This window comes from Marinobacter sp. ES-1 (assembly GCF_000475255.1).
Taxonomy (GTDB): domain Bacteria; phylum Pseudomonadota; class Gammaproteobacteria; order Pseudomonadales; family Oleiphilaceae; genus Marinobacter; species Marinobacter vinifirmus.
In genome coordinates this window covers 16,530-39,252 of record NZ_AXBV01000001.1, presented here as the reverse complement: position 1 = coordinate 39,252, position 22,723 = coordinate 16,530, and the positions used below count along the sequence as shown (strand labels likewise).

The window sequence follows — 22,723 nt, the reverse complement described above, 5'->3', positions numbered from 1 at the left end:
CGATGGATTCACAACCGCAGCAAACCATATTGATTGCCGACGACGAGCCCCTGGCCAGGCAACGGGTCCGCAGGCTGCTGGAAGACCTCCCCGGTTACCGCGTGTGCGGCGAGGCCACCGACGGCAACGACACCCTGCATAAAATTGCCGAACTGGAACCGGATATCCTGCTGCTGGATATCCGCATGCCCGGCATGGACGGCATGCAGGCGGCAGGCCAGATCAGCCAGCTGGATAATCCGCCCGCGGTGATTTTCTGCACGGCCTACGACCACTTCGCCATTCAGGCCTTTGATGTACAGGCCTGCGGCTACCTGCTAAAACCCGTCCGTAAGGAAGCCCTGGCCCAGACCCTCGCCCGGGCCGGGCGCACCAACCGGGTGCAGCGCCGCAGCCTGGCCGGACAGACCGGCCAGGACTCCAGCCAGCTGGCGGTTCGCACCCACCGGGGTACCGAGCTGATCGACCTGGACACCATCCTGTACTGCGAAGCCGACCAGAAATACGTCACCCTGCACCATACCCGGGGTGAAACCCTGTGCGATTACACCCTGAAGGAACTGGAGCAGGCCTATCCGCAGCAATTGCTGCGCATTCACCGCAATACCCTGGTGGGCGTGCACTTTATCCGTGGGCTGCAGCGCACATTTGACGGAAGGCACCTACTGTCCCTGAAAGAAACCGAAAGCCTTCTAACTGTCAGCCGGCGCCATGCCCCCCATGTTCGCCAGTGGTTGGAGCAGCGCTAAAACATTGATGTGTGAAGCCGCTTCACTCCTGTCCATTTGTTATGATGCGGGCTTGAATCTATCAGCAACAACCGGGAATACTGAATGGCTATTAAAAAATCGGAACTGTACTCGTCTCTTTGGGCGTCTTGCGATGCTCTGCGTGGCGGCATGGACGCTTCGCAGTACAAGGACTATGTCCTGTTTATGCTGTTCATCAAGTACATCACCGACAAGTATGCGGATTCGGATGACTTTGCCCCTCCGGTCACTATCCCAGCTGGCGCCAGCTTCAACGACATGGTCAAGCTCAAGGGCAAGCCCGATATCGGTGACAAGATCAACACCCAGATCATTCAGCCGCTGATCGACGCCAACGACTGTCTGTCACGCAGCGACTTCCCGGATTTCAACGATCCCAACAAGCTGGGTGAAGGCAAGGCGATGGTGGATCGCCTGACCGATCTGATCTCCATATTTCAGAAGCCGGAACTCAACTTCGCCAAGAACCGTGCCGAGCATGATGACATTCTGGGCGATGCCTACGAATACCTGATGCGTCACTTCGCCAGCGAGAGCGGCAAGAGCAAGGGGCAGTTCTATACCCCCTCCGAAGTGAGCCGCATTCTGGCGCAGGTGCTGGGCATAGGGCCGCACAACACCACCGCCCGCACCGTGGCCTATGACCCGACTTGCGGCTCCGGCTCGCTGCTGTTGAAGGTGGCTGCCGAGGCGGGCAAGCACATTACCCTTGAAGGGCAGGAAAAGGATGTCAGCACCGCCGGTCTGGCGCGCATGAACATGATCCTGCACGACTTCCCAACCGCCAATATCGTACAGGGCAACACCCTCGCCAACCCCAAGTTCAAGGATGGCGAGCAGCTGCGTACCTATGACTATGTGGTCGCCAACCCGCCGTTCTCGGACAAGGCCTGGAGTACCGGCATCTCCGTTGACGATGACCCCTACCAGCGTTTCAGCTGGGGCGTACCACCGGCCAAGCAGGGCGATTACGCCTACCTGCTGCATGTGATCCGCTCCATGAACAGCACCGGCAAGGCAGCGGTGATTCTGCCCCACGGCGTGCTCTTCCGTGGCAATGCCGAGGCTGTAATTCGCAAGCAGCTGGTGCGTTCCGGCTACCTGAAAGGCATCATCGGCCTGCCTGCCAACCTGTTTTACGGCACCGGCATTCCTGCCTGCATTCTGGTGTTGGACAAGGAAAATGCCCAGGCGAGAGCCATCAGCGGTGATAAAAAGAGCGGCATCTTTATGATCGATGCCGCCAAAGGCTTCATCAAGGATGGCAACAAGAACCGGCTGCGCGAGCAGGATATCCACCGCATTGTGGATACCTTCAACAAGCTCAACAGCGTGCCCGGCTATGCGCGCATGGTGCCCTTTGACGAGATCACCGATGCCAAGAACGATTACAACCTCAACCTGCCGCGCTACATCGACACCAGCGAGCCGGAAGACCTGCACGATATTCATGCCCATCTGAACGGCGGTATTCCCGTGCGCGATATCGACGGTGATGCCAGCGCTCTGCCGCCCATTCCGGGCCTGTCGGCTTACTGGCAGGCGCTGCCGGGATTGCGTCAGGCGTTGTTCACTGCCAATGCCCACCCAGGCTATGCCGATCTGGCGGTGGAGTCCGGCGCACTCAAAACAACCATTCTGCAGCACCCCGAGTTTGCCGATTTCCGCAGCACCATTGATGGCCTTTTTGCCCAGTGGCGCACACGCAACACCCCGGTATTCAAAGCCTTCGATATCGATGACAACCCCAAGGTATTGATCACTCAGGTAGGTGAAAACCTGCTGGAGACGTTCCGCCAGGCACCTCTGCTCAACCCCTACGATATCTATCAGCACTTGATGGATTACTGGGCCGACACCCTGCAGGACGATGCCTACGAGATCACCGCCGATGGCTGGGTGGCTGAACCCAAGCGCATTGTTGAAGAAATCACCAGCGGCAAGAAGAAGGGCCAGACCAAAGACAAGGGTTGGGCCTGCGACCTGATCCCCAAACCCTACATCGTGGCGCGCTACTTTGCCGAGGAGCAGGCCGAGCTGGATGCCCTGCAGGCCGCGCTGGACAGCGCCAGCAGCCGACTGACCGAGCTGGAAGAGGAACACGGCGGGGAGGACGGCGCCTTTGCCGAACTGGACAAGATCAACAAGGGCGAAGTTGCCAAACGCCTGAAAGAGATCAAAGGTGACCCCGACAGCGCCGAGGAAGCCAAGGTGCTCAGACAATGGAGCGCCCTCGAAAAGCAGCAGAGCGAATTGAAGAAAACGATCAAGGAAAAGGACGCCGCACTCGATCAGCTCGCCCATGACAAGTACGCCAAACTCAGTGTGGACGAGATCAAAACCCTGGTGGTGGATGACAAGTGGCTCGCAGCACTGGAAGCCGCGCTGCAGAACGAGCTGGAGCGCGTATCCCAGACCCTCACCAGCCGCGTGCGCCAGCTGGCTGACCGTTATGCCATGCCGCTGCCGGAACTGACCCAGCGGGTAGACGCCCTGACGGCCAAGGTGGATGAGCATCTGAAAAAGATGGGAGCACACTGGGCATGAGCAAGGACGAGTTGGGCGTGCAGGAAGTGTCGCCGGGGTATGAGTTTATCGCCGAGAATCCGGCGGTACCGGTGGGATATAAGTTGACTGAAGTGGGTGTAATACCCGATGACTGGGATACGAAGCAACTAAATTGCGTCTGCACTATGAAAAGCGGCGAAAGCATTACCAGTAAAAAGATAAGCGATCACGCACTATACGCTTGTTATGGTGGTAATGGGTTAAGAGGCTTTACAGACAGGTACACCCATGATGGGGATTTTGCTCTGATTGGTAGGCAAGGAGCTCTGTGCGGGAATGTAGTTAGAGTGAAGGGCAAGTTTTTTGCGTCTGAACATGCAGTGGTAGTGAGCCCTAATAAAGGGATTGATATTAAATGGCTTGCTTATGTATTGGACACAATGAATCTGAACCGTTTTTCTGAGTCCTCCGCGCAGCCAGGTTTGTCAGTATCCAAGGTGCTTTTGCTCCCATTGTTAGTGCCGTCCAGCCAACTTGAGCAACAAGCCATCGCCACCGCCCTGAGCGATGTGGATGCCCTGCTGGAAGAGCTGGACCGCCTGATCGCCAAAAAACGCGATATTAAACAGGCCGCCATGCAGCAGCTCTTGACCGGCGAAATCCGCCTGCCGGGGTTTGAGGGGGAGTGGGAAGCACGGCGCATTGGTGATGTTCTTGAAGTGCGCCATGGCCGTAGTCAAAAAGAAGTCGAAACCAAAGATGGTGAGCACCCGATTTACGCCAGCGGTGGGGAAATTGGCCGAGCTAATACGTATCTATATTCCAAGCCATCGGTTTTAATCGGTCGCAAAGGCACGATTGATGCCCCGAGGTATTGCGATCAACCCTTCTGGACTGTTGATACGCTGTTCTACACAGAACTACTCGATCGTAACTCAGCTAAGTTCATGTACTACAAGTTCTGCATGATTCCTTGGAGAAACTACAATGAGGCTTCGGGTGTTCCAAGTCTCAGCGCACGAACGATTGAAAATATCGAGATCGTGCTTCCAACTCATGAAGAACAAGAAGCCATTGCCGCTGTACTTTCCGACATGGACACCGAAATCCAGGCCCTCGAACAGCGCCGCAGCAAAACCGCCGAGTTGAAACAGGGCATGATGCAGGAGCTGCTGACCGGGAGGACGCGCCTGGTATGAGTAACAAGCCTGTATCCCTGACCACGCCGCCGGACGGCTACAGCGACTGGCTGACCGACCTGAAGAACCGTATTCACCACGCCCAGCAGCGAGCCAGCCTGGCGGTGAATCGAGAACTGGTGTTGCTCTACTGGCAGATCGGGCAGGACATTCTGCAACGGCAGGCGGCGCAAGGCTGGGGCGCCAAGGTCATTGATCACCTTGCCCATGATCTGCGCACTGCGTTTCCGGATATAAAAGGCTTTTCACCGCGCAACCTGAAATACATGCGTGCCTTTGCCGAAGCCTGGCCAGATAGCGAGTTTGTGCAAGGGGTGCTTGCACAATTGCCCTGGTATCACCAGCTGGCTTTGCTGGACAAGCTGCCGGACGCTGAAAGCAGACGCTGGTATGCCGCCAAAGCCATAGAACACAGCTGGTCGCGCAATGTGCTGGTGATGCAGATCGAATCCGGCCTGTTGCAGCGTCAGGGCAAGGCGGTGACCAACTTCGAGGCACGCCTGCCCAAGGCCCAGTCGGATCTGGCCCGCGAATCACTGAAAGACCCCTACCGCTTTGATTTCCTCAACCTCGGCGAAGAGGCGCAGGAACGCGCGGTCGAAAGCGCACTGGTACGCCATGTCACTGAGTTTCTGCTGGAGCTGGGTGCAGGCTTTGCCTTTGTCGGTCGTCAGGTGTTGGTAGACGTGGGCGGCGAAGAGTTCTTCATCGACCTGTTGTTCTACCACCTGAAGCTGCGCTGCTATGTGGTCATTGAACTCAAGACCGGCAAGTTCAAGCCCGAACACTTGGGGCAGCTGGGCTTCTACCTCACCGCTGTCGACCGCCAGATCAAGGGCGATCAGGATAACGCCAGCATCGGCCTGCTGCTGTGCAAGAGTAAAAACAAGGTGGTGGCCGAATATGCTCTGAGTGACAAGAGCCAGCCAATGGGCATTGCCGAGTATAAGCTGCAGCAAGCCTTGCCGGCCGAACTGGAAACCGACCTGCCCAGTATTGAACAGATTGAACGTGAGCTGCAGCCTGGGAACGCTGACTGAGCCGCTAACAGGAATAATGACACCCCGTCACAGGAGAGGATGCCATGACGTACGCTGTACCTCGCCCCGAACGCAAGACACAAAACCGTGTCGTCAGTTTGTTCACGACACCCGTTAAACAAGGGGGCCTGGGTTATGGCAACCTTGGCGAATGGAGCAAGCGAGAGCTGAATCGCTGTATAGAGCCGGAGCTCTTGGGCGCCAACCTTCGCAGTCGTGGCTATTCCGACCAGCATATTGCTGCCGCCGTGTTACGGCTGCAAACCGCAGCCGAGGTGGGGAGCGATACCCTCTACCAGGCCAATATGCGCGTTTATAACCTTCTGCGCTACCCAGTCAAAGTACAATTGTCGCCCGGCAAGCCTCACGAGGATGTTCAGTTAATTGACTGGCAACATCCGGAACGCAACGATTTTTCCGTGGCGGAGGAGGTAACGCTCAAAGGCGGCCATGAGCGCCGGCCGGACCTGGTGATTTATCTCAATGGCATTGCCATCGCAGTGATAGAGCTGAAGCGCAGTTCCGTCGAAGTGGGTGACGGCATACGTCAACTGATCAGTAATCAGGAAAAAATCTTCAACCGGGACTTCTTCGCCACCTCGCAACTGCTGCTGGCCGGCAACGACTCCCAGGGCCTAAGGTATGGCACCACCGGCACGCCAGAACAGTTCTATGTGCAGTGGAAGGATGAAACCGGCAGCAGCGAGCGTACCCCCGGCACCTTGCTGGATCAGCCGCTGGCGCAGATCTGCGATAAGGCGCGCCTGCTGGATCTAATCTACAACTTCATGATCTTCGATGGTGGGCTGAAAAAAGTGCCGCGCCAGCACCAGTATGCCGGTATCAAGGCGGCGCAGACACGCATCGCCGAACGTGAAGGCGGAGTCATCTGGCATACCCAGGGCAGTGGCAAGAGCATCCTCATGGTGCTGCTGGCCAAGTGGTTGATGGAGCATGATCCAGAAGCCCGCGTGCTGGTGGTGACCGACCGTGACGAGCTGGACAAGCAGATCGAGGGTGTAATGCGCAATGCCGGGGTGGTCGGCGAGGATGACCCTTCACCGCGGATTGCCTCAAGGGCACAACTGGTCAGCAAGCTGGGTGCCACCACTCCCCGTCTGCTATGTGCGCTGGTACACAAGTTCGATCCCAGTGATCTGGATGGCCCGCCCCCGCCGATTCATGGCCGTTTTTATGTGTTTGTGGATGAGTGCCACCGTACTCAGGGCGGGCGTATGAACAAGCAGATGAAGCGCTGGCTGGAAGACGCCATCTTTATCGGCTTTACCGGCACACCGCTGCTGCGTAAAGACAAGCAGACTACCCGCGAAGTGTTTGGCCGCTACATTCACACCTACAAGTTCCCCCAGGCCGTGGCCGATGGCGTGGTGCTGGACCTCAAATACGAAGCCCGTGATGTGCCTCAGCGGCTGATATCACAGAAGTCGATTGATGACTGGTTCGAAGAAAAAACCAAGAATCTGAATAACTACCAGAAGGCGGCACTGCGCAAGCGCTGGGCCAAGCTGAAAGAACTGATGAGTGCGAAGGAACGCAAGGAGCGGATCATTGCCAACATCATCGAAGATTTCAGCCTCAAGCCGCGCCTGAACAACAACCGGGGCACCGCCATACTGGTAGCCGCCTCTATCTACGATGCCTGCCACTATTTCCGTCTGTTTCAGGGCACCAGCTTCGGCAAATACTGCGGCATCATCACCTCATTTGAGCCGAATCATAATGCGATTTCCCGTGAACCGGCCGACAGTGACGAGCGCTACAAGTTTGATACTTACACCGAATACGTACTGAAGGGCTTTCCTGGCACCAAGCAGTACGAAGAGGAGATGAAACGGCGCTTCAAGGAAGAACCCGCCAACCTGAAGTTGTTGATCGTGGTGAGCAAACTGCTAACGGGCTTTGATGCGCCGTCCTGTACCTATATCTATCTCGACAACGAACTGCGCGACCACAACCTGTTCCAGGCGATCTGCCGCACCAACCGGCTGGACGGCGAAGACAAGGAATACGGTCATATCGTTGATTTTGTACATCTCTTCGGTGACGTTCAGAACGCCATCTCAGTTTACAGCTCGGATGAGCTGGATCTGGACAGCGGTGGCGGTGCGGCTGAAAACAATGTGGAGCTGAAAGACTGGCTGAAGGAAGGTTGCCGCAAGCTGGAAGAGGCCCGCGAAGCCCTGATGTACCTGTGCGAGCCGGTGCTGGCACCACGCGAGATCGAGGATTACATTCATACCTTCTGCGGCGATATCAACGACCCCAAGGCGCTGGATGACACCGAAGCACTGCGGATTACCTTCTACAAGGCGACGGCGGCGTTTATTCGCGCCTTCTCGGATGTATCCCAGCATCTGGAAGAAGCTGGCTATCCAGCCGCTGAGATCGACAAACTGAACCGCGAAACCGCATTCTTTGCCGACGTCCGCGATGCCATCAAGCACTACTCCGGTGAAGAGCTGGATATCAAGCCGTTTGAAGCGGATATGCGCCACCTGATCAACACCTACATTCAAGCGGATCAGCCGAAGGATCTTGGCTCTGTAAACAACTATTCGCTGGTTGAGCTGATTATCGAAACCGGTGTCCACGACGCCATTGCCAAGAAGCTCAATACCAAGGGCAAACTCTCAAAGAATGCGGTGGCTGAAGGCATCATCAACAACATGCGCAAGACCATTATCCGAGATCAGCTCACCGATCCACGCTTCTATGAAAAAATATCCAAACTGCTCGACGACCTGATTCTGGAGTGGCGCAAGGAGACCCTGAACTATCAGGAGTTCCTTCAGCGTGCTGAAGAGCTGGTCAAAAACATGGTGGGTGGCAAAGGTGATAGTCCTGTACCGGATGCACTTGAGGGTAATCGCGCGGCCCAAACCCTCTACAACAACCTGCCGAATATTCTGGCGCTGGCGTTTCCAACCTGGGAAATCCGCGACGGTGAGAATGACGAAGAAAATGATCTGCTGCAGATTACTTTAAAGATCGACCGAGCCATGCGCGAGCACGCACCGGCCAACTGGAAGGGTGACGATACCCGTGAAAAGCAGGTACTCAATGCTCTGCACCCAATTATGGGCAGAAACCGGGAAGCCACGCTGGCGCTGTTTGAGCTAATCAAGCAGCAGGACGGCTATCAATGACTGAGGTGATTGAGCTGGGCGAAGTCCGGATTCGGGTTACCCGCAAGGCAGTGAAGAATGTGCATCTCAGCGTTCACCCGCCCCATGGAGAGGTCACGCTCGTTGCACCAACCAGTACCCGGCTGGATGTGGCCCGCGCTTACGCCATTACCAAACTCGGCTGGATTCGTAACCAGCAGGCCAAGCTGCGCCAGCAGGCACGTGAAGAACCGCGCCAGTTCGTAACCCGGGAAACACTGTACCTCTGGGGCCAGCGCTACCTGCTGGAAGTGGAAGAAAAAGACACCAAGCCCGGAGTTACCTGGAACCATACACGCATCCTGCTGACCGTGCGGCCGGGCAGCGACCACGCCAAGCGCACTGAAGTGGTTCACGCATGGCACAAGCAATTGCTGCACAAGGCGGTGCCGCCGCTGATCCGAAAATGGGAACAGCAACTGGGAGTCAAGGTGACCGGTTACTACCTGCAGAAGATGAAAACCAAATGGGGCAGTTGCAATCACCGGGGCGGTAACATCCGTCTGAATACCGAGTTGGTGAAGAAACCCAAGGAGCTACTGGATTATATTGTGCTGCATGAGATGGTGCATCTGCTGGAACCCACCCACAGCGAGCGATTCACCGCCATTCTGGATCAACATTACCCAGGTTGGCGTACCGCGAGGGATGAGCTTAATGCTTTACCGCTGGAAACACTTAACCCGGTGTAGAGTCATGCCTCATACACTCCCCCAAAAGTGATAGAGGCACTGTCTCAGCGGGACTTTTTTACTGCCACAAGGTAACCTTGGGGCACATTTTCCCGAACGACAGTGAGTGCCATGTCCAAACGAACCCTTCGCATCGCAACCCGTAGCAGCGCACTGGCGCTGTGGCAGGCAGAATTCATCAAATCCGAGCTGGAGCGGCTGCACGACAACGTCACCGTGGAGCTGGTCAAGATCAAGACCCAGGGCGACAAGATCCTTGACGTTCCCCTGGCCAAGATCGGTGGCAAGGGCCTGTTTGTGAAGGAACTGGAAGAAGCCATGCTGGACGGCCGCGCCGACCTTGCCGTGCACTCCATGAAAGACGTACCCATGGAGTTCCCGGAAGGCCTGGGGCTGGTAGCCATCTGTGAGCGCGAAGACCCCACCGACGCCTTCGTCAGCAACCACTACGACAACCTGGACCAGCTACCCCAGGGCGCCGTGGTTGGTACGTCCAGCCTGCGTCGTGAAACCCAGCTCAGGGCCAACCGCCCGGACCTGGAAATCAAGATGCTGCGAGGCAACGTGAACACCCGGCTGGCCAAGCTGGATGCCGGCGAATACGACGCCATCGTGCTGGCCAGCTCCGGCCTGAAGCGGCTGGGTTTCCACGATCGCATCCGCTACTGCATGCCGGATACCGTCTCGCTGCCGGCCGTCGGCCAGGGCGCACTGGGCATCGAATGCCGCCTGAGCGATGACGAACTGCTGGGCCTGCTGGAGCCACTGAACCATACCGACACCGCAGACCGGGTAAAGGCCGAGCGCGCCCTGAACCGCCGGCTGGAAGGTGGCTGCCAGGTCCCCATTGCGGCCTATGCCCTGCTGGAAGACGACAACACCCTTTGGCTGCGAGGCCTGGTGGGTGCAGTCGACGGCACCCGGATTTTCCGGGTGGAAGGCCGTGCGCCCCGCGCTGAAGGTGAACGCCTGGGCCGGGAACTGGCAGAACAGCTGCTGGCAATGGGTGCCGACAAGGTTCTGGCTGAAGTCTATGGCCACACTCCGAGCTGAAGCCCACCTGGCTCAACCGGAACTTGCTGGCCGGCGGATACTGATCTGCCGGCCGGAGCCGGAAGCCGACCGGCTGGCCGAAGCTTTCCGGGCGGCCGGCGCGCGGGTTCGGGTATTGCCCACCGTGGTTCGCGAACCCTTGCCGGAAACCCCGGAACGCCGCAGCCTGCTGCAGGAACTCGATAACTTCCACCATATCATTGCCGTCAGCCCCTATGCCGCACGGCTGCTGCTGGATGAGGTAGATCAGTGGTGGCCGCAGCCACCGGTTGGCGTGCACTGGTATGGCGTCGGCGCCGGCACTGCGGCGGCGTTTGCCGAAGCAGGGCTGCCGGCCGAGAAGCCGGATGACGGCTGGACCAGCGAAGCCCTGCTGGCGCACCCGTCGCTGCAGCACCTGGAACACGAAAAGGTTTTGCTGGCCCGGGGCGAGCAGGGTCGGGAGCTGATTCGCCAGACCCTGGAGCAACGGGGAGCCCGGGTAACGGTTCTGCCACTGTACCGACGCCTCCAGCCGTACTATCCTGCAGATAAGCTGAGTGAGATTTTTACCGGGTTCCGGCCCGAAGCGGTGATCGCCCTGTCCGGCGAAACCCTGAACAATCTCAAAGACACGGCCCGGGAATACCCGCATGCCCTGGACACTGCCTTGGTGGTTGTCCCGGCAGACCGGGTGGCCGAGCAGGCCCGGGCGGCCGGATTCAGCAACCCGGTGGTTCCGGATGGCCTGTCCGACCGGGAACTGGTGAATTGCGTGGCTGTGCGGCTCGGGCCGCAGGCCGGTAACAACGGATAACCAAGTAAGGATGCCCGTGACTGAAACAACAGAACAACTGCCCGCCACCATCGAGCCTGACAACAAACCTGAAAAACCGCGCCTGTGGCCCGTCTGGGCGATAGCCGTTGTTGCCTTGGTCATTACCGTCATTCTGGCATTGTGGAGCTGGCAGCAGTGGAACAACCACCAGGCGACCCTGCAGGTCATCTCGGATCTGCGCCAGGATACCGCCCGCCTGGACGACCTCTATGGCAGCCGGGGCAACGAACAAAGCCAGCGCATGCAGGCCATGGAGCAGAAGCTGACCGAACAGCGTGAGCTGATTGCCACCCAGCAGCGCCAGATTGACCACAACGCCCGGGAACTGCTGGAAGCCGGAAACCGCACCCGCACCGACTGGTTGCTGGCCGAGGCCGAATACCTGCTGCGCATTGCCAACCAGCGCCTGCTGATTGAAAAAGACATCAAGGGTGCCCTGTCGGCCCTGGAGTCTGCCGACGAAGTGCTGGCAGAGTCTGACGACATCGGCGTGTTCCCGGTACGCCAGCAGCTGGCTAAGGAAGTGTTGTCCCTGAAGGGTATCGAAGGGGTCGACCGCACCGGCCTGTACCTGAAACTGGAAGCCGCCATTGCCAGCCTCCATGACCTGACCGACCAGGCCCTGATCCACGACCGTGCGCCCGGGTTCAGCATGGTCGTAGACGACCAGGCCCCGGAAGACGGCAGCAACATGCTCACCCGCGGCTGGAACCGGTTCGCCGATACCATGAAACAGGTGGTTGTGGTGCGCCGGCTGGACGAACCGGTCAAACCGCTGTTGTCTCCTGACCAGAGCGCCTGGGCCCGGCTGAACCTGCAACTGATGCTGGAAGAAGCCGAAATGGCGGTCTTGCGGGGCAACCAGCCGCTGTACGAACGGGCGCTGAACAAAGCTATCAGCACCGTCAAAGACTGGTATGACAACACCAACCCGGCTATCCAGGGCATCAGCGGCACGCTGACCGAACTGGCAGACCGGAATGTGGATCCCCGGTTGCCCGATATCAGCAAGTCCCTGGACCTGCTGAAAGAGCGCCTGGCAGGACGCACCGCTGCCGGCAGCAACGGAGGCGATGAATCATGATCCGCCTGCTGCTGATCCTGCTGATTGCCCTGCTGGTGGGCACCGGGCTGTCGCTGGGGCTGGCCTATGATCTCGGCTACATCCGTGTCAGCCTCGGCAACTATCTGATCGAAACCAATTTCTGGGTTGGCCTCGGGCTGATCGTTGTCCTGGTGATGCTGAGCCTGTTCCTGATCGGCCTGCTGAAGCGGTTCCGTCAGGGCACCGGCCTGATGGCCACCTGGGTCAGCCGCGGCAACGAACGCCGTGCCCGCCGGCGCACCACCAAGGGCCTGCTGGCACTGGCCGAAGGCAACTGGCCACGAGCCAGGAAACTGCTGGTGAGCTCCGCCAACCATGCCGATACACCGCTGATCAACTACCTGGCGGCAGCCCAGGCCTCGTTCGAATCCGGTGACCACGACTCGGTCGACCAATTACTGCGCCAGGCCTTTGAAAGCACCCCCGGCTCCAGCCTGGCGGTCGGCCTGACCCAGGCCCAGCTACAGCTGGCGGGCAACCGGCTGGAACAGGCCCTGGCCACCCTGCTGCGCCTGCGTAAAGAAGCACCGCACCATCCGTTCGTACTCAAGCTACTCAAGAACACCTACCTGCGGCTGGAAGACTGGCGGGAATTGTCAAAACTCCTGCCGGACTTGCGCAAGCGCAGCGTGCTGACGGAAAAAGAACTGGATGACCTGGAACGACAGGTATGGCACAACCTGCTGGAACAGGCTGCCGCCGACTGCGAACGCCGGCGCAAGGAAGATCCGGAAGCGACCCTGGAACCGCTGACCCGGCTATGGGACGAACTGCCCCGGTTCGTTCGCCGCGACGAGTACACCATCCGGGACTACGCGGGGTTACTGGCCCGGCTGGGCGATGAGGGGCAGGCCGAAACCCTGCTGAGAAAAGTGCTGCGTAACCACTGGAGCGACGAGCTGATCAACCTCTACGGGCGGCTTGAGGGCCACCAGCCGGATGAGCAGTTAATCATTGCCGAACAGTGGCTGAAAGACCGCCCGAACAATCCGGAACTGCTGCTGGCACTGGGCCGCCTGAGCCTGCGCAACGAACTGTGGGGCAAGGCCCGGGAATATTTCGAAACCAGCCTGCGCCTGAAGCGCAGCCGTGAAACCCTCGCGGAACTGAGCCGCCTGAACGCCCATATGGGCCATGAAGAAGCCAGCATCAAGCTGCTGATGCAGGGGCTGGAGACCGACAACGGCCTGCCCGAGCTGCCGATGCCCCGGGCCTGAGCCATCAGCGCACAACATGAGCCCTCAGCGCACAACATGAGCCTTCAGCGCCACAACATAAGCCATCAGCGCCACACTCTAAGAGAGTCAGGCTAAGCAATCAGGCCCTGGGGGCATACTCCAGCACATCCGAGAAAAACGCCTGCTCAGGCAGGCCTTTTTCCAGCAGTGCATCCATCAGGGTATACACCATGGTAGGTGAGCCACTGGCATGCACTTCCACGTTCTGCCAGTCGGCCCCGGACGCCAGCACAGCCCGCACCAACTGGTCATGGTGACCACCCCAGTCATTATCCTCGTCATCACCGACGACAGGCACAAAGCTGAAATTGCTCCAGTCTTCATGCCACTGCTGCGCCAGCGACCTCAGGTACATGTCCTCGTGCTTGCGCACGCCCCAGAACAGGGTCACGGGGTGGCTGTACCGGGTTTCCTGGAGGAATTCCACCAGGCTTTTCATCTGGGCAAAGCCTGTTCCGGCCGCCACCAGCAGCAACGGCTTGTCTGGCGCCGCAGCCAGGCAGGCCTTGCCATTGGGCAGTTCCACCGTTACATCCTGGCCGGAGGTGAGCGCATCAATCACCTTGCGGGCCGAAACCCAGTCCGGGGAAGCCTGGATGTGCAATTCGATATGCTCGGCGGCGGGGCTGCTGGCGATGGAGAAATAACAGGGATCTTCCCCCGGCAGGATGACCGAAAGATACTGACCGGCATGGAAGGCCACATCGCGGCGCCTCGGCAGCTTCAGCTCAACCCGGAACACATCGTGACTGATCGAGCGCACATCAACTACTTTGGCTGCATACTGACGGGGCAGATGGTTCGCAGTTGCCATAATGGCAGGTATCTCCAGTTTCAGGTCGGTCAGGGCAAGCGTCCGGCACATCATCAGCCGATCACCCACCGATAAGGTTTGTTGGTTCCGGGTATTCAGGGCCTGCCCCGTTATCAGGGTTGCCTCACAGATCTCGCAGACACCGTTGCGGCAGGCTGCCGGCGCCTGGATACCCGCAGCCGCGGCAGCGGACAGCAAATCCTCAGCGCCCGCTACGCCGCAGGCCAACCCGGCCGGCTGCAATTCAACCCGGTATGCAGCCTGTGCCTTGTCAGTCGGGGCGGGTGTCACGATTTTCAATACCGAGACTGTCCCAGATCTCATCCACCCGCTGCTTGACCTCATCGGTCATGGTAATGGCAGTGCCCCACTCCCGGTCGGTCTCGCCGGGCCATTTATTGGTGGCATCCATCCCCATTTTCGAGCCAAGGCCGGACACCGGCGACGCGAAGTCCAGGTAATCGATGGGGGTATTCTCCACCAGCGTGGTGTCCCGGGCCGGGTCCATACGGGTGGTGATAGCCCAGATGACATCTTCCCAGCTGCGGGCGTTCACATCGTCGTCGGTCACAATCACAAACTTGGTGTACATGAACTGGCGCAGGAACGACCACACGCCCATCATCACCCGCTTGGCGTGGCCCGGGTACTGCTTCTTCATGGTGACCACCGCCAGCCGGTAGGAGCAACCTTCCGGGGGCAGGTAGAAATCCACAATCTCCGGGAACTGCTTCTGCAGGATGGGAATGAACACTTCGTTCAGCGCCACACCCAGCACCGCCGGCTCATCGGGCGGGCGGCCGGTGTAGGTGCTGTGGTAGATCGGGTCTTTGCGGTGGGTAATACGCTCCACGGTAAACACCGGGAACTGGTCCACCTCGTTGTAATAGCCGGTATGGTCGCCAAACGGGCCTTCAGGCGCCATATCATCCGGGTAGATAAAGCCTTCCAGCACAATCTCGGCACTGGCCGGAACCTGCAGGTCGCTCAGGCCGGCTTTCACCAGCTCGGTACGGCTGCCCCGCAGCAATCCGGCAAAGGCGTATTCAGACAGGGTATCCGGCACCGGCGTAACAGCGCCCAGGATGGTGGCAGGATCAGCCCCCAGGGCAACCGCAACCGGATAAGGCTTGTCCGGATTGGCCCGGCGAAACTCCTGGTAATCCAGCGCGCCACCGCGATGGCTGAGCCAGCGCATGATCAACCGGTTACGGCCGATCAACTGCTGCCGGTAAATGCCCAGATTCTGCCGCTCCTTGTTCGGGCCGCGGGTAATCACCAGCGGCCAGGTCACCAGTGGGCCAGCATCCCCGGGCCAGCAGTGCTGCACCGGAATCTGGTACAGGTCGACCTTGTCCTTCTCGATCACCACGTCCTGGCAGGGCGCGGAACGGAGCACCTTCGGGCTCATGCGCATCACCTGCCTGAACAGCGGCAACTTCTCGATCGCATCCTTGAAGCCCTTGGGGGGATCCGGCTCCTTCAGAAACGCCAGCAGCTTGCCGATCTCCCGCAATGCCGAAACATCCTGCTGGCCCATGCCCATGGCTACACGCTTTGGCGTGCCGAACAGGTTGGCCAGCACCGGCATGTCGTAGCCCTTGGGATTCTCAAACAACAACGCCGGCCCACCGGCCCGCAGCGTGCGGTCGCAGATTTCGGTCATTTCCAGGTGGGGGTCGACTTCGGTGCTGATGCGCTTGAGCTCGCCCTGCTTTTCCAGCTGGGCGATGAAGTCTCTGAGGTCGTTGTATTTCATGGTGTGCTCCGTTTTTTTTACGGTACTACGGAGTTCGGGGCGTTCCGGGCTGCCCCTGGAGTTGTGACTTTTCGGCGTTGGAACAAGGCCGGGAGGGGGTGCCAAAACGGAAAACAGTGGTTTTCCTGATGGTTTTGACACCCCCTCCCGACCTTGTTCTTCCGACTTCTTTACTCACGCCCCAAAATCAGGCGCGCAGAGAAATCAGAATCAACGACGCTTCATAGACTGGAAGAACTCGTCATTGGTCTTGGTATCCCGCAGCTTGTCGAGCAGGAATTCCAGAGACGCAGTGTCGTCGTCCATGGAGTGCAGCAGCTTGCGCAGGATCCACACCCGCTGGATTTCCGCTTCGCTCATCAGCAGGTCTTCGCGGCGGGTGCCGGAACGACGGATGTTGATGGCCGGGTAAACCCGCTTCTCGGCAATCTTGCGGTCCAGGTGCACTTCCATGTTACCGGTGCCCTTGAACTCCTCGTAGATTACCTCGTCCATCTTGGAACCGGTATCCACCAGGGCCGTGGCCAGGATAGTCAGGCTGCCGCCCTCTTCTACATTCCGGGCTGCACCGAAGAAGCGCTTGGGCTTTTCCAGGGCATGGGCATCCACACCACCGGTCAGTACCTTGCCGGAAGACGGAATCACGGTGTTGTAGGCGCGGGCCAGGCGGGTGATGGAGTCCAGCAGGATGATCACATCCTTCTTGTGCTCCACCAGGCGCTTGGCCTTTTCGATCACCATCTCGGCTACCTGAACGTGGCGGGCCGGCGGCTCGTCAAACGTAGATGCCACAACCTCGCCGCGCACGGTGCGCTGCATTTCCGTCACTTCTTCCGGGCGCTCGTCAATCAGCAGCACCATCAGGTGACATTCCGGGTTGTTGCGGGTGATGGACTGGGCAATGCCCTGCATCAGCAGCGTTTTACCGGCCTTGGGCGGAGATACGATCAGGCCACGCTGGCCTTTACCGATCGGAGCCACCAGGTCCAGTACCCGGGAAGAGAGATCCTCTGTACTGCCGTTACCCAGTTCCAGGGTCAGACGCTCCTGGGGGAACAGCGGGGTGAGGTTCTCGAACAGAATCTTGTTACGGGCGTTGTCCGGCTTGTCGAAGTTAATCTCGTTAACTTTCAGCAGGGCAAAATAACGTTCGCCGTCTTTCGGCGGGCGGATCTTGCCGGAAACGGTATCGCCGGTACGCAGGTTGAAACGGCGGATCTGACTGGGAGAGACGTAGATATCGTCCGGACCGGCCAGGTAAGAGGCATCGCCGGAACGAAGGAAGCCGAAACCGTCCTGCAGAATTTCCAGTACACCATCACCGTAAATGTCTTCGCCGCTTTTGGCGTGTTTCTTCAGGATGGTGAAGATCACGTCTTGCTTGCGCGAGCGAGCCAGGTTATCCAGACCCATTTCTTGCGCAATATCGAGCAATTCGGGCACGGATTTCTGCTTGAGTTCAGTAAGATTCATAGTTTGTTGGATTTTCAGGAATGGAAGTAAACGACAGTTGGAATGACAGGGGTGCCCCTGAACGCATTGATCTGATTAAGCTGAAACAAGGTGCTGGCTCGATGGAGCTACCGGTGCAGATGAAATCCGGATTAAGTATGCTGAAGCCAGAGAGTGGGAACAATCGTTCGCCGGGCAAGCGGCATAATCGACCACCTTGAAGGCTGATGTCAAGACCTGTGACCAAATTTAAACCAGTGGCTTGCCCTGCATCAGACCAATGTCGACACCGGAAATCTCTCTGGCAGGCACCCTCTTCCATTTACCAGCGCCAATCCGGATACTGACTATATTATTGATACAGCCTTCTGGAGTCTTTCCATGAGCAGTGACCTTACCAGCGAACTCAAACCCCTGAACGTCGCCCTGTTAACCGTATCAGACACCCGCGGCCCCGCCGAAGACACCTCCGGCCAGTACCTGGAAGACCAGATTATCGAAGCCGGCCACCGGCTTCTGGCCCGCCGCATCCTGCCGGACGACGTCTACCTGATCCGTGCGCTGATGTCCCTGTGGATTGCCGATCCGGAAGTTCATTCAATCATTATCACGGGCGGCACCGGCTTTATGGAACGGGACAGCACCCCGGAAGCCGTTGGTGCGCTGCTCGACAAGGAGATTGTCGGCTTCGGCGAAGAGTTCCGCCGCTTGTCCGCCGCCGAGATCGCCAGTTCCACCATTCAGTCCCGGGCTTTCGGAGGCATGGCCAATAACACGGTCATTTTCTGCCTGCCCGGCTCCACCGGCGCCTGCCGCACCGGGTGGGAAGGCATTCTGAAAAGCCAGCTCGACAGCCGCCACGGCCCCTGCAATTTCTCAGGGCTGACCTTGCGCAAGCCGGATCGTGCCTGCCAGCGGCTGCATGAAGTAATCGGCTCCCGGGCCGAACGATAAGGAGACGTTATGGCTGGCCAGAACCTGATCTCCCTGGACGATGCCCTGAACCACCTGCTTGGCCGGGCCACCCCGGTTACCCGTGCCGAGGCAGTCAACCTGACAGACTGCCTGGGCCGGATCCTGGCGGAAAACCATTATGTACCGGCCGATGTGCCGCCGGCCGACAACAGCGCGGTGGATGGCTATGCGGTTTACCACGGCGATGTACGTGATGGCGAAGCGCTGACCGTGTCTGACCGGGTTCCCGCCGGCACCGCCCCGGCGCCGCTGCAGCCGGGCACGGCAGTGCGCATCTTCACCGGCTCGGAGATCCCCGAAGGAGCCGATGCGGTGGTGATGCAGGAGCGGGTAGAGCGCACCGGCGACAGCATCATGATCAACGCCACGGTCAGCTCAGGCCAGAACATCCGGCGCCGCGGGCAAGACCTTACCAAGGGGGCCCTGGCCCTGGCCCGGGGTACACGAATCCGGCCACAGGAAATGGGCCTGCTGGCGTCCACCGGTATCAACCGGGTGCCGGTACTGGCGAAGCTGAAAGTGGCCATCCTGACCACCGGCGATGAGCTGGTAGACCCGGGCCAGCCGCTGGCACCGGGGCAGATCTACAACACCAACCGGTATACCCTGCTGGGCCTGCTGGCCGAAGCTGGCTGCGATGTAACCCTGTGTGAAAGCCTGGAAGACACCCGCGATGCCACCCGCCAGACCCTGACAAGGGCTGCGGCAGAGGCCGACCTGATCATCACCAGTGGCGGGGTATCGGTGGGCGAGGAAGACCATGTGCGGGCCGTGCTCGAGGAATCCGGCAAGCTGTCACTCTGGCGCCTGGCGATCAAACCGGGCAAGCCGCTGGCCTTTGGCGAGGTAGCCGGCACGCCGGTAATCGGGCTGCCCGGCAATCCGGCGTCGGTACTGGTGACCTTCATGGTGGTCGCCATGCCCTATATCCGGAAACGCCAGGGCCGCTCCGATATTGTACTGACCGGTGAGCGGTTGCCTGCCGCGTTCGAGATTACCGAGACCTCGGTGCGCCGCGAGTTTGTCAGGGCCCGCAAGGAGAATGCCGGCTCCGAAGTGCAGGTTGCGGCCTTCCCCAACCAGAGTTCCGGGGTAATGAGTTCCGCCTGCTGGGCTTCGGGATTGGCAATAGTGCCCGAGAATACCCGGGTGGCCCGGGGCGACCTGGTTACGTTCTATTCCTTTAACGAATTGCTGAGCTGATGATGACCGAGCCTACCCTGACCGTTCGTTTCTTCGCCCGCCTGCGGGAAGAGCTGGATACCGATTCCCTGAACCTGCCCGCCAATGACGGGCAAACCGTCGACGACCTTCTGACCCAACTGGCCAGCCGTGGCGGCCGGTGGGCCCAGCTTAAGGGCGACCAGCCGGTCATGGTGGCGGTCAACCAGGCCATGGCAAAACCCGCTACAGTGGTGAAGGCCGGTGATGAGGTCGCGTTTTTCCCGCCGGTAACCGGAGGTTGAGATGATTTCTGTGCAGACCGGGGATTTTGATACCGGCGCGGAATATGCCGCGCTGAGAGCAAGCGGTTCAGGCACCGGTGCCATTGCCACCTTCACCGGACTGGTCCGGGATTCCGGAGACCTGTCCGGCGTAACGGGACTGTTCCTGGAACACTATCCGGGGATGACAGAGGCGGTTATTCAGGGGCTGATAGACGAGGCTTCCCGCCGCTGGGATGTCCGTGATGCCCGGGTGATTCACCGGGTCGGACGGCTGGCGCTTTCCGACCAGATCGTATTTGTTGGAGTATGCAGCGCACACCGGGGCGATGCCTTCGCCGCCTGCTCGTTCATCATGGATGCGCTGAAAACTTCCGCTCCGTTCTGGAAGAAAGAGATGACCTCTGACGGCGAGCACTGGGTGGAACAGAAGGCGTCTGATCGTGAACGGACCCAGGCCTGGTCTTCAGACTGACAGGCTCAAGGCACAAAAAAACCGCCCGTGAAGCGTTGTTCAGGGGCGGTTTTTTTCAACAGCAGATCAGAGGTTGCTGTCGAGGAAGGCGGCCAGCTGTGACTTGGACAGGGCACCTACCTTGGTGGCGTCGACATTGCCGTTCTTGAACAGCATGAGGGTCGGAATGCCACGAATGTTGAACTTGGGCGGGGTCTGCTCGTTTTCGTCGATGTTCAGCTTGCAGACTTTGAGCTTGCCTTCGTATTCGTCGGCGATCTCTTCCAGAACCGGTGCGATCATCTTGCACGGGCCACACCACTCGGCCCAGTAATCTACCAGTACCGGAATGTCGGATTTCAGTACGTCCTGTTCAAAGGAAGCGTCGGTGACATTAACGATATTTCCGCTCATTACCTTTTCCTGATTCAGGCGCTCCCGGGCCGTTCTGGCCGGCCCCGGCGGAGTCGCTGTTGACTGTAGCAAACGGACTTTTCCGAAAGGGAAAATCCCGCCTGCCCGGATTTCGTTAGACAGATACTTTACGCGATTGGCCGCCTGAATGTGAAGCGGGAAGTATCCCGCTCAGGGTTGATTCGTGTCAGTAATGACCGCAGTCCGTTACTGACACACCCCTGTTTCTTCACTTATAGTACGACCAAGTTCACACCACACAGGATTCCTACCAACGTGACGGCCACCCCCAACGCCGAGAACGCAACACCCGCACCGGACATGCTGGCAGCCATTGACATGGGCTCCAACAGTTTTCACATGGTCGTGGCCCGCCTCGTGCACGGCGAGATCCGCACGGTGGAAAAAATGGGCGAGAAGGTTCAGCTCGGCGCCGGCCTGGACCAGTACAACCGCCTGACCGAGGCCGCCCAGCAACGGGCGCTGGAGTGCCTGAGCCGGTTTGCCCAGCGGCTTCAGGGCATGCCTGCGGCGGGGGTGCAGATTGTCGGCACCAACGCCTTGCGGGTGGCACGCAACGCCCACGAGTTTATTGCCCGGGCGGAGGACGTCCTGGGTTATCCGGTGGAAGTAATTGCCGGCCGGGAAGAAGCCCGCCTGATCTATCTGGGGGTATCTCACACCCTGGCGGACGATTCCGGTAAACGGCTGGTGATTGATATCGGCGGCGGCAGCACCGAGTTTATTATCGGCCAGCGCTTCGAGCCCCAGGAAATGGAAAGCCTGCACATGGGCTGCGTATCGTTCCGCAACCGCTATTTCCCGGACGGCAAGATCAGCCGCCGGCAAATGGACAAGGCCATCATCCACGCCGAGCAGGAACTGCAGAATATCCGCCAGCACTACCGGCAGGTGGGCTGGCAAAGTTCCGTGGGCTCTTCCGGCTCGATCAAGGCCATCGCCAATGTGCTGGCCGCCCTGAAGATCACCGATGGCACCATTACCCGCACCGCCATGGAAGAGCTGCGCAAGCGGCTGGTGGATATGGGCAAGGTGGAAAAGCTGGCCGAACTGGGTGTCCGGCAGGATCGCCAGAGCATTTTCCCGGCCGGCTTTGCCATTCTGCTGGCCGCCTTCCGGTCACTGGACATCGACGCCATGACCTTCGCCGACGGCGCCCTGCGTGAAGGCCTGCTGTACGACATCGTCGGGCGTATCCAGCATGAAGATGTGCGGGAGCGAACCATTTCCGCACTGCAGGAACGTTACCATGTCGACCAGGCCCACGGTGCCGCCGTTGAGCAGACCGCCATGGCCGCCTGGGAGCAGGTAGCCGACCAGTGGGGACTGCGCACCGATGCCGACGAAGATGTGCTGCGCTGGGCCTGCCGGCTGCACGAAATCGGCCTGACCATTTCCCACAGCCAGTACCACAAACACGGCGCCTACCTGCTGCGTTACTCTGACCTGCCTGGCTTTACCCAGCAGTTCCAGAAAGACCTGGCTACCCTGGTGCGCGGCCACCGGCGTAAATTTTCAGCGGCGGTATTTGAAGGCATCGAGCCGGAAGACAAGCCCCGGCTGCGTTACCTGTGTGTGCTGGTCCGGCTTGCGGTGCTGATCCAGCATCCCCGCAACCTGGAACAACCGCCGGAATTTTCCCTGCACGGCCACGAGAACAAGCTGGTGGTGGAACTGCCCCAGGGCTGGCTGGACAACCGGCCGCTGACCCTGGCCGACCTGAAAAACGAGCGGGATTACCTGGCCCGGCAGGATTTCACCCTGGAAATCATTGCCCGCTGA

At 59.2% G+C, this 22,723-nt stretch carries 20 protein-coding genes; 16 read left to right on the top strand and 4 right to left on the bottom strand.

Annotated elements, in window-relative coordinates:
• Positions 1 to 2: 2 nt before the first annotated feature.
• The 10 genes from Q668_RS00165 (at position 3) to Q668_RS00120 (ending at position 13,586) form a co-directional block, all read left to right on the top strand.
• Entirely contained in the window at positions 3 to 749 is a 747-nt protein-coding gene (locus tag Q668_RS00165) for a LytR/AlgR family response regulator transcription factor (RefSeq protein ID WP_022987550.1), read from the top strand.
• Between the two features lie 84 nt (positions 750 to 833).
• Positions 834 to 3,317 (top strand): class I SAM-dependent DNA methyltransferase, encoded by a 2,484-nt coding sequence (locus tag Q668_RS00160; protein WP_022987549.1) that lies wholly within the window; start codon positions 834 to 836, stop codon positions 3,315 to 3,317.
• On the top strand, positions 3,314 to 4,477 hold the full coding sequence (locus Q668_RS00155; RefSeq protein WP_022987548.1) for a restriction endonuclease subunit S: 1,164 nt from the start codon (positions 3,314 to 3,316) through the stop codon (positions 4,475 to 4,477). The genes Q668_RS00160 and Q668_RS00155 overlap by 4 nt, the downstream gene beginning before the upstream one ends.
• Positions 4,474 to 5,517 (top strand): PDDEXK nuclease domain-containing protein, encoded by a 1,044-nt coding sequence (locus Q668_RS00150; RefSeq protein WP_022987547.1) that lies wholly within the window; start codon positions 4,474 to 4,476, stop codon positions 5,515 to 5,517. The genes Q668_RS00155 and Q668_RS00150 overlap by 4 nt, the downstream gene beginning before the upstream one ends.
• 44 nt (positions 5,518 to 5,561) lie before the next feature.
• On the top strand, positions 5,562 to 8,684 hold the full coding sequence (locus Q668_RS00145; protein ID WP_036218628.1) for a type I restriction endonuclease subunit R: 3,123 nt from the start codon (positions 5,562 to 5,564) through the stop codon (positions 8,682 to 8,684).
• Entirely contained in the window at positions 8,681 to 9,394 is a 714-nt protein-coding gene (locus Q668_RS00140) for a M48 family metallopeptidase (protein ID WP_022987545.1), read from the top strand. The genes Q668_RS00145 and Q668_RS00140 overlap by 4 nt, the downstream gene beginning before the upstream one ends.
• A 111-nt stretch (positions 9,395 to 9,505) precedes the next feature.
• Positions 9,506 to 10,447, top strand: coding sequence for a hydroxymethylbilane synthase (gene hemC / locus Q668_RS00135; RefSeq protein ID WP_022987544.1), 942 nt, complete (start codon positions 9,506 to 9,508; stop codon positions 10,445 to 10,447).
• Positions 10,428 to 11,243: a uroporphyrinogen-III synthase gene (locus Q668_RS00130; protein ID WP_022987543.1), complete on the top strand. Its 816-nt coding sequence runs from the start codon at positions 10,428 to 10,430 to the stop codon at positions 11,241 to 11,243. Before hemC ends, Q668_RS00130 begins: the two co-directional genes overlap by 20 nt.
• Positions 11,244 to 11,253: 10 nt before the next feature.
• Positions 11,254 to 12,348 carry a uroporphyrinogen-III C-methyltransferase gene (locus Q668_RS00125; protein WP_022987542.1) on the top strand — a complete coding sequence of 365 codons (1,095 nt, stop codon included), beginning with the start codon at positions 11,254 to 11,256 and terminating at the stop codon, positions 12,346 to 12,348.
• Positions 12,345 to 13,586, top strand: coding sequence for a heme biosynthesis HemY N-terminal domain-containing protein (locus Q668_RS00120; protein ID WP_022987541.1), 1,242 nt, complete (start codon positions 12,345 to 12,347; stop codon positions 13,584 to 13,586). Before Q668_RS00125 ends, Q668_RS00120 begins: the two co-directional genes overlap by 4 nt.
• 100 nt (positions 13,587 to 13,686) lie before the next feature.
• On the opposite strand, the gene Q668_RS00115 is transcribed toward Q668_RS00120, so the two are convergent.
• From Q668_RS00115 to rho, 3 genes are all read right to left on the bottom strand, one after another.
• Positions 13,687 to 14,721, bottom strand: coding sequence for an NAD(P)H-flavin reductase (locus Q668_RS00115; RefSeq protein ID WP_022987540.1), 1,035 nt, complete (start codon positions 14,719 to 14,721; stop codon positions 13,687 to 13,689).
• Positions 14,693 to 16,180, bottom strand: coding sequence for a 4-hydroxy-3-polyprenylbenzoate decarboxylase (ubiD, locus tag Q668_RS00110; RefSeq protein ID WP_022987539.1), 1,488 nt, complete (start codon positions 16,178 to 16,180; stop codon positions 14,693 to 14,695). Before ubiD ends, Q668_RS00115 begins: the two co-directional genes overlap by 29 nt.
• A gap of 210 nt (positions 16,181 to 16,390) precedes the next feature.
• Positions 16,391 to 17,653: a transcription termination factor Rho gene (rho, locus tag Q668_RS00105; protein WP_022987538.1), complete on the bottom strand. Its 1,263-nt coding sequence runs from the start codon at positions 17,651 to 17,653 to the stop codon at positions 16,391 to 16,393.
• Positions 17,654 to 17,673: 20 nt separating this feature from the next.
• Here rho and Q668_RS17025 point away from each other — a divergent pair, with 20 nt between their 5' ends.
• The 5 genes from Q668_RS17025 (at position 17,674) to Q668_RS00085 (ending at position 20,527) form a co-directional block, all read left to right on the top strand.
• Positions 17,674 to 17,853 (top strand): hypothetical protein, encoded by a 180-nt coding sequence (locus Q668_RS17025; RefSeq protein WP_152521743.1) that lies wholly within the window; start codon positions 17,674 to 17,676, stop codon positions 17,851 to 17,853.
• Between the two features lie 160 nt (positions 17,854 to 18,013).
• Complete coding sequence (gene moaB / locus Q668_RS00100) at positions 18,014 to 18,586, top strand: molybdenum cofactor biosynthesis protein B (protein WP_022987537.1); 573 nt, start codon at positions 18,014 to 18,016, stop codon at positions 18,584 to 18,586.
• A 9-nt stretch (positions 18,587 to 18,595) separates the two neighbouring features.
• Complete coding sequence (gene glp / locus Q668_RS00095; RefSeq protein WP_022987536.1) at positions 18,596 to 19,810, top strand: gephyrin-like molybdotransferase Glp; 1,215 nt, start codon at positions 18,596 to 18,598, stop codon at positions 19,808 to 19,810.
• Between the two features lie 2 nt (positions 19,811 to 19,812).
• Entirely contained in the window at positions 19,813 to 20,073 is a 261-nt protein-coding gene (moaD, locus tag Q668_RS00090; protein WP_036218639.1) for a molybdopterin converting factor subunit 1, read from the top strand.
• A 1-nt stretch (position 20,074) separates the two neighbouring features.
• The gene (locus Q668_RS00085) at positions 20,075 to 20,527 is read left to right on the top strand and encodes a molybdenum cofactor biosynthesis protein MoaE (protein ID WP_022987534.1); all 453 of its coding nucleotides are present in this window, start codon (positions 20,075 to 20,077) and stop codon (positions 20,525 to 20,527) included.
• 66 nt (positions 20,528 to 20,593) lie between these two features.
• Here the strand turns inward: Q668_RS00085 and trxA are convergent, their stop codons facing one another.
• A complete protein-coding gene (gene trxA / locus Q668_RS00080) occupies positions 20,594 to 20,920 on the bottom strand; it encodes a thioredoxin TrxA (RefSeq protein WP_022987533.1) in 327 nt (108 codons plus the stop codon).
• A gap of 321 nt (positions 20,921 to 21,241) precedes the next feature.
• Between trxA and ppx the strand changes: the two genes are divergently transcribed.
• Positions 21,242 to 22,723, top strand: coding sequence for an exopolyphosphatase (gene ppx, locus Q668_RS00075; protein WP_227498243.1), 1,482 nt, complete (start codon positions 21,242 to 21,244; stop codon positions 22,721 to 22,723).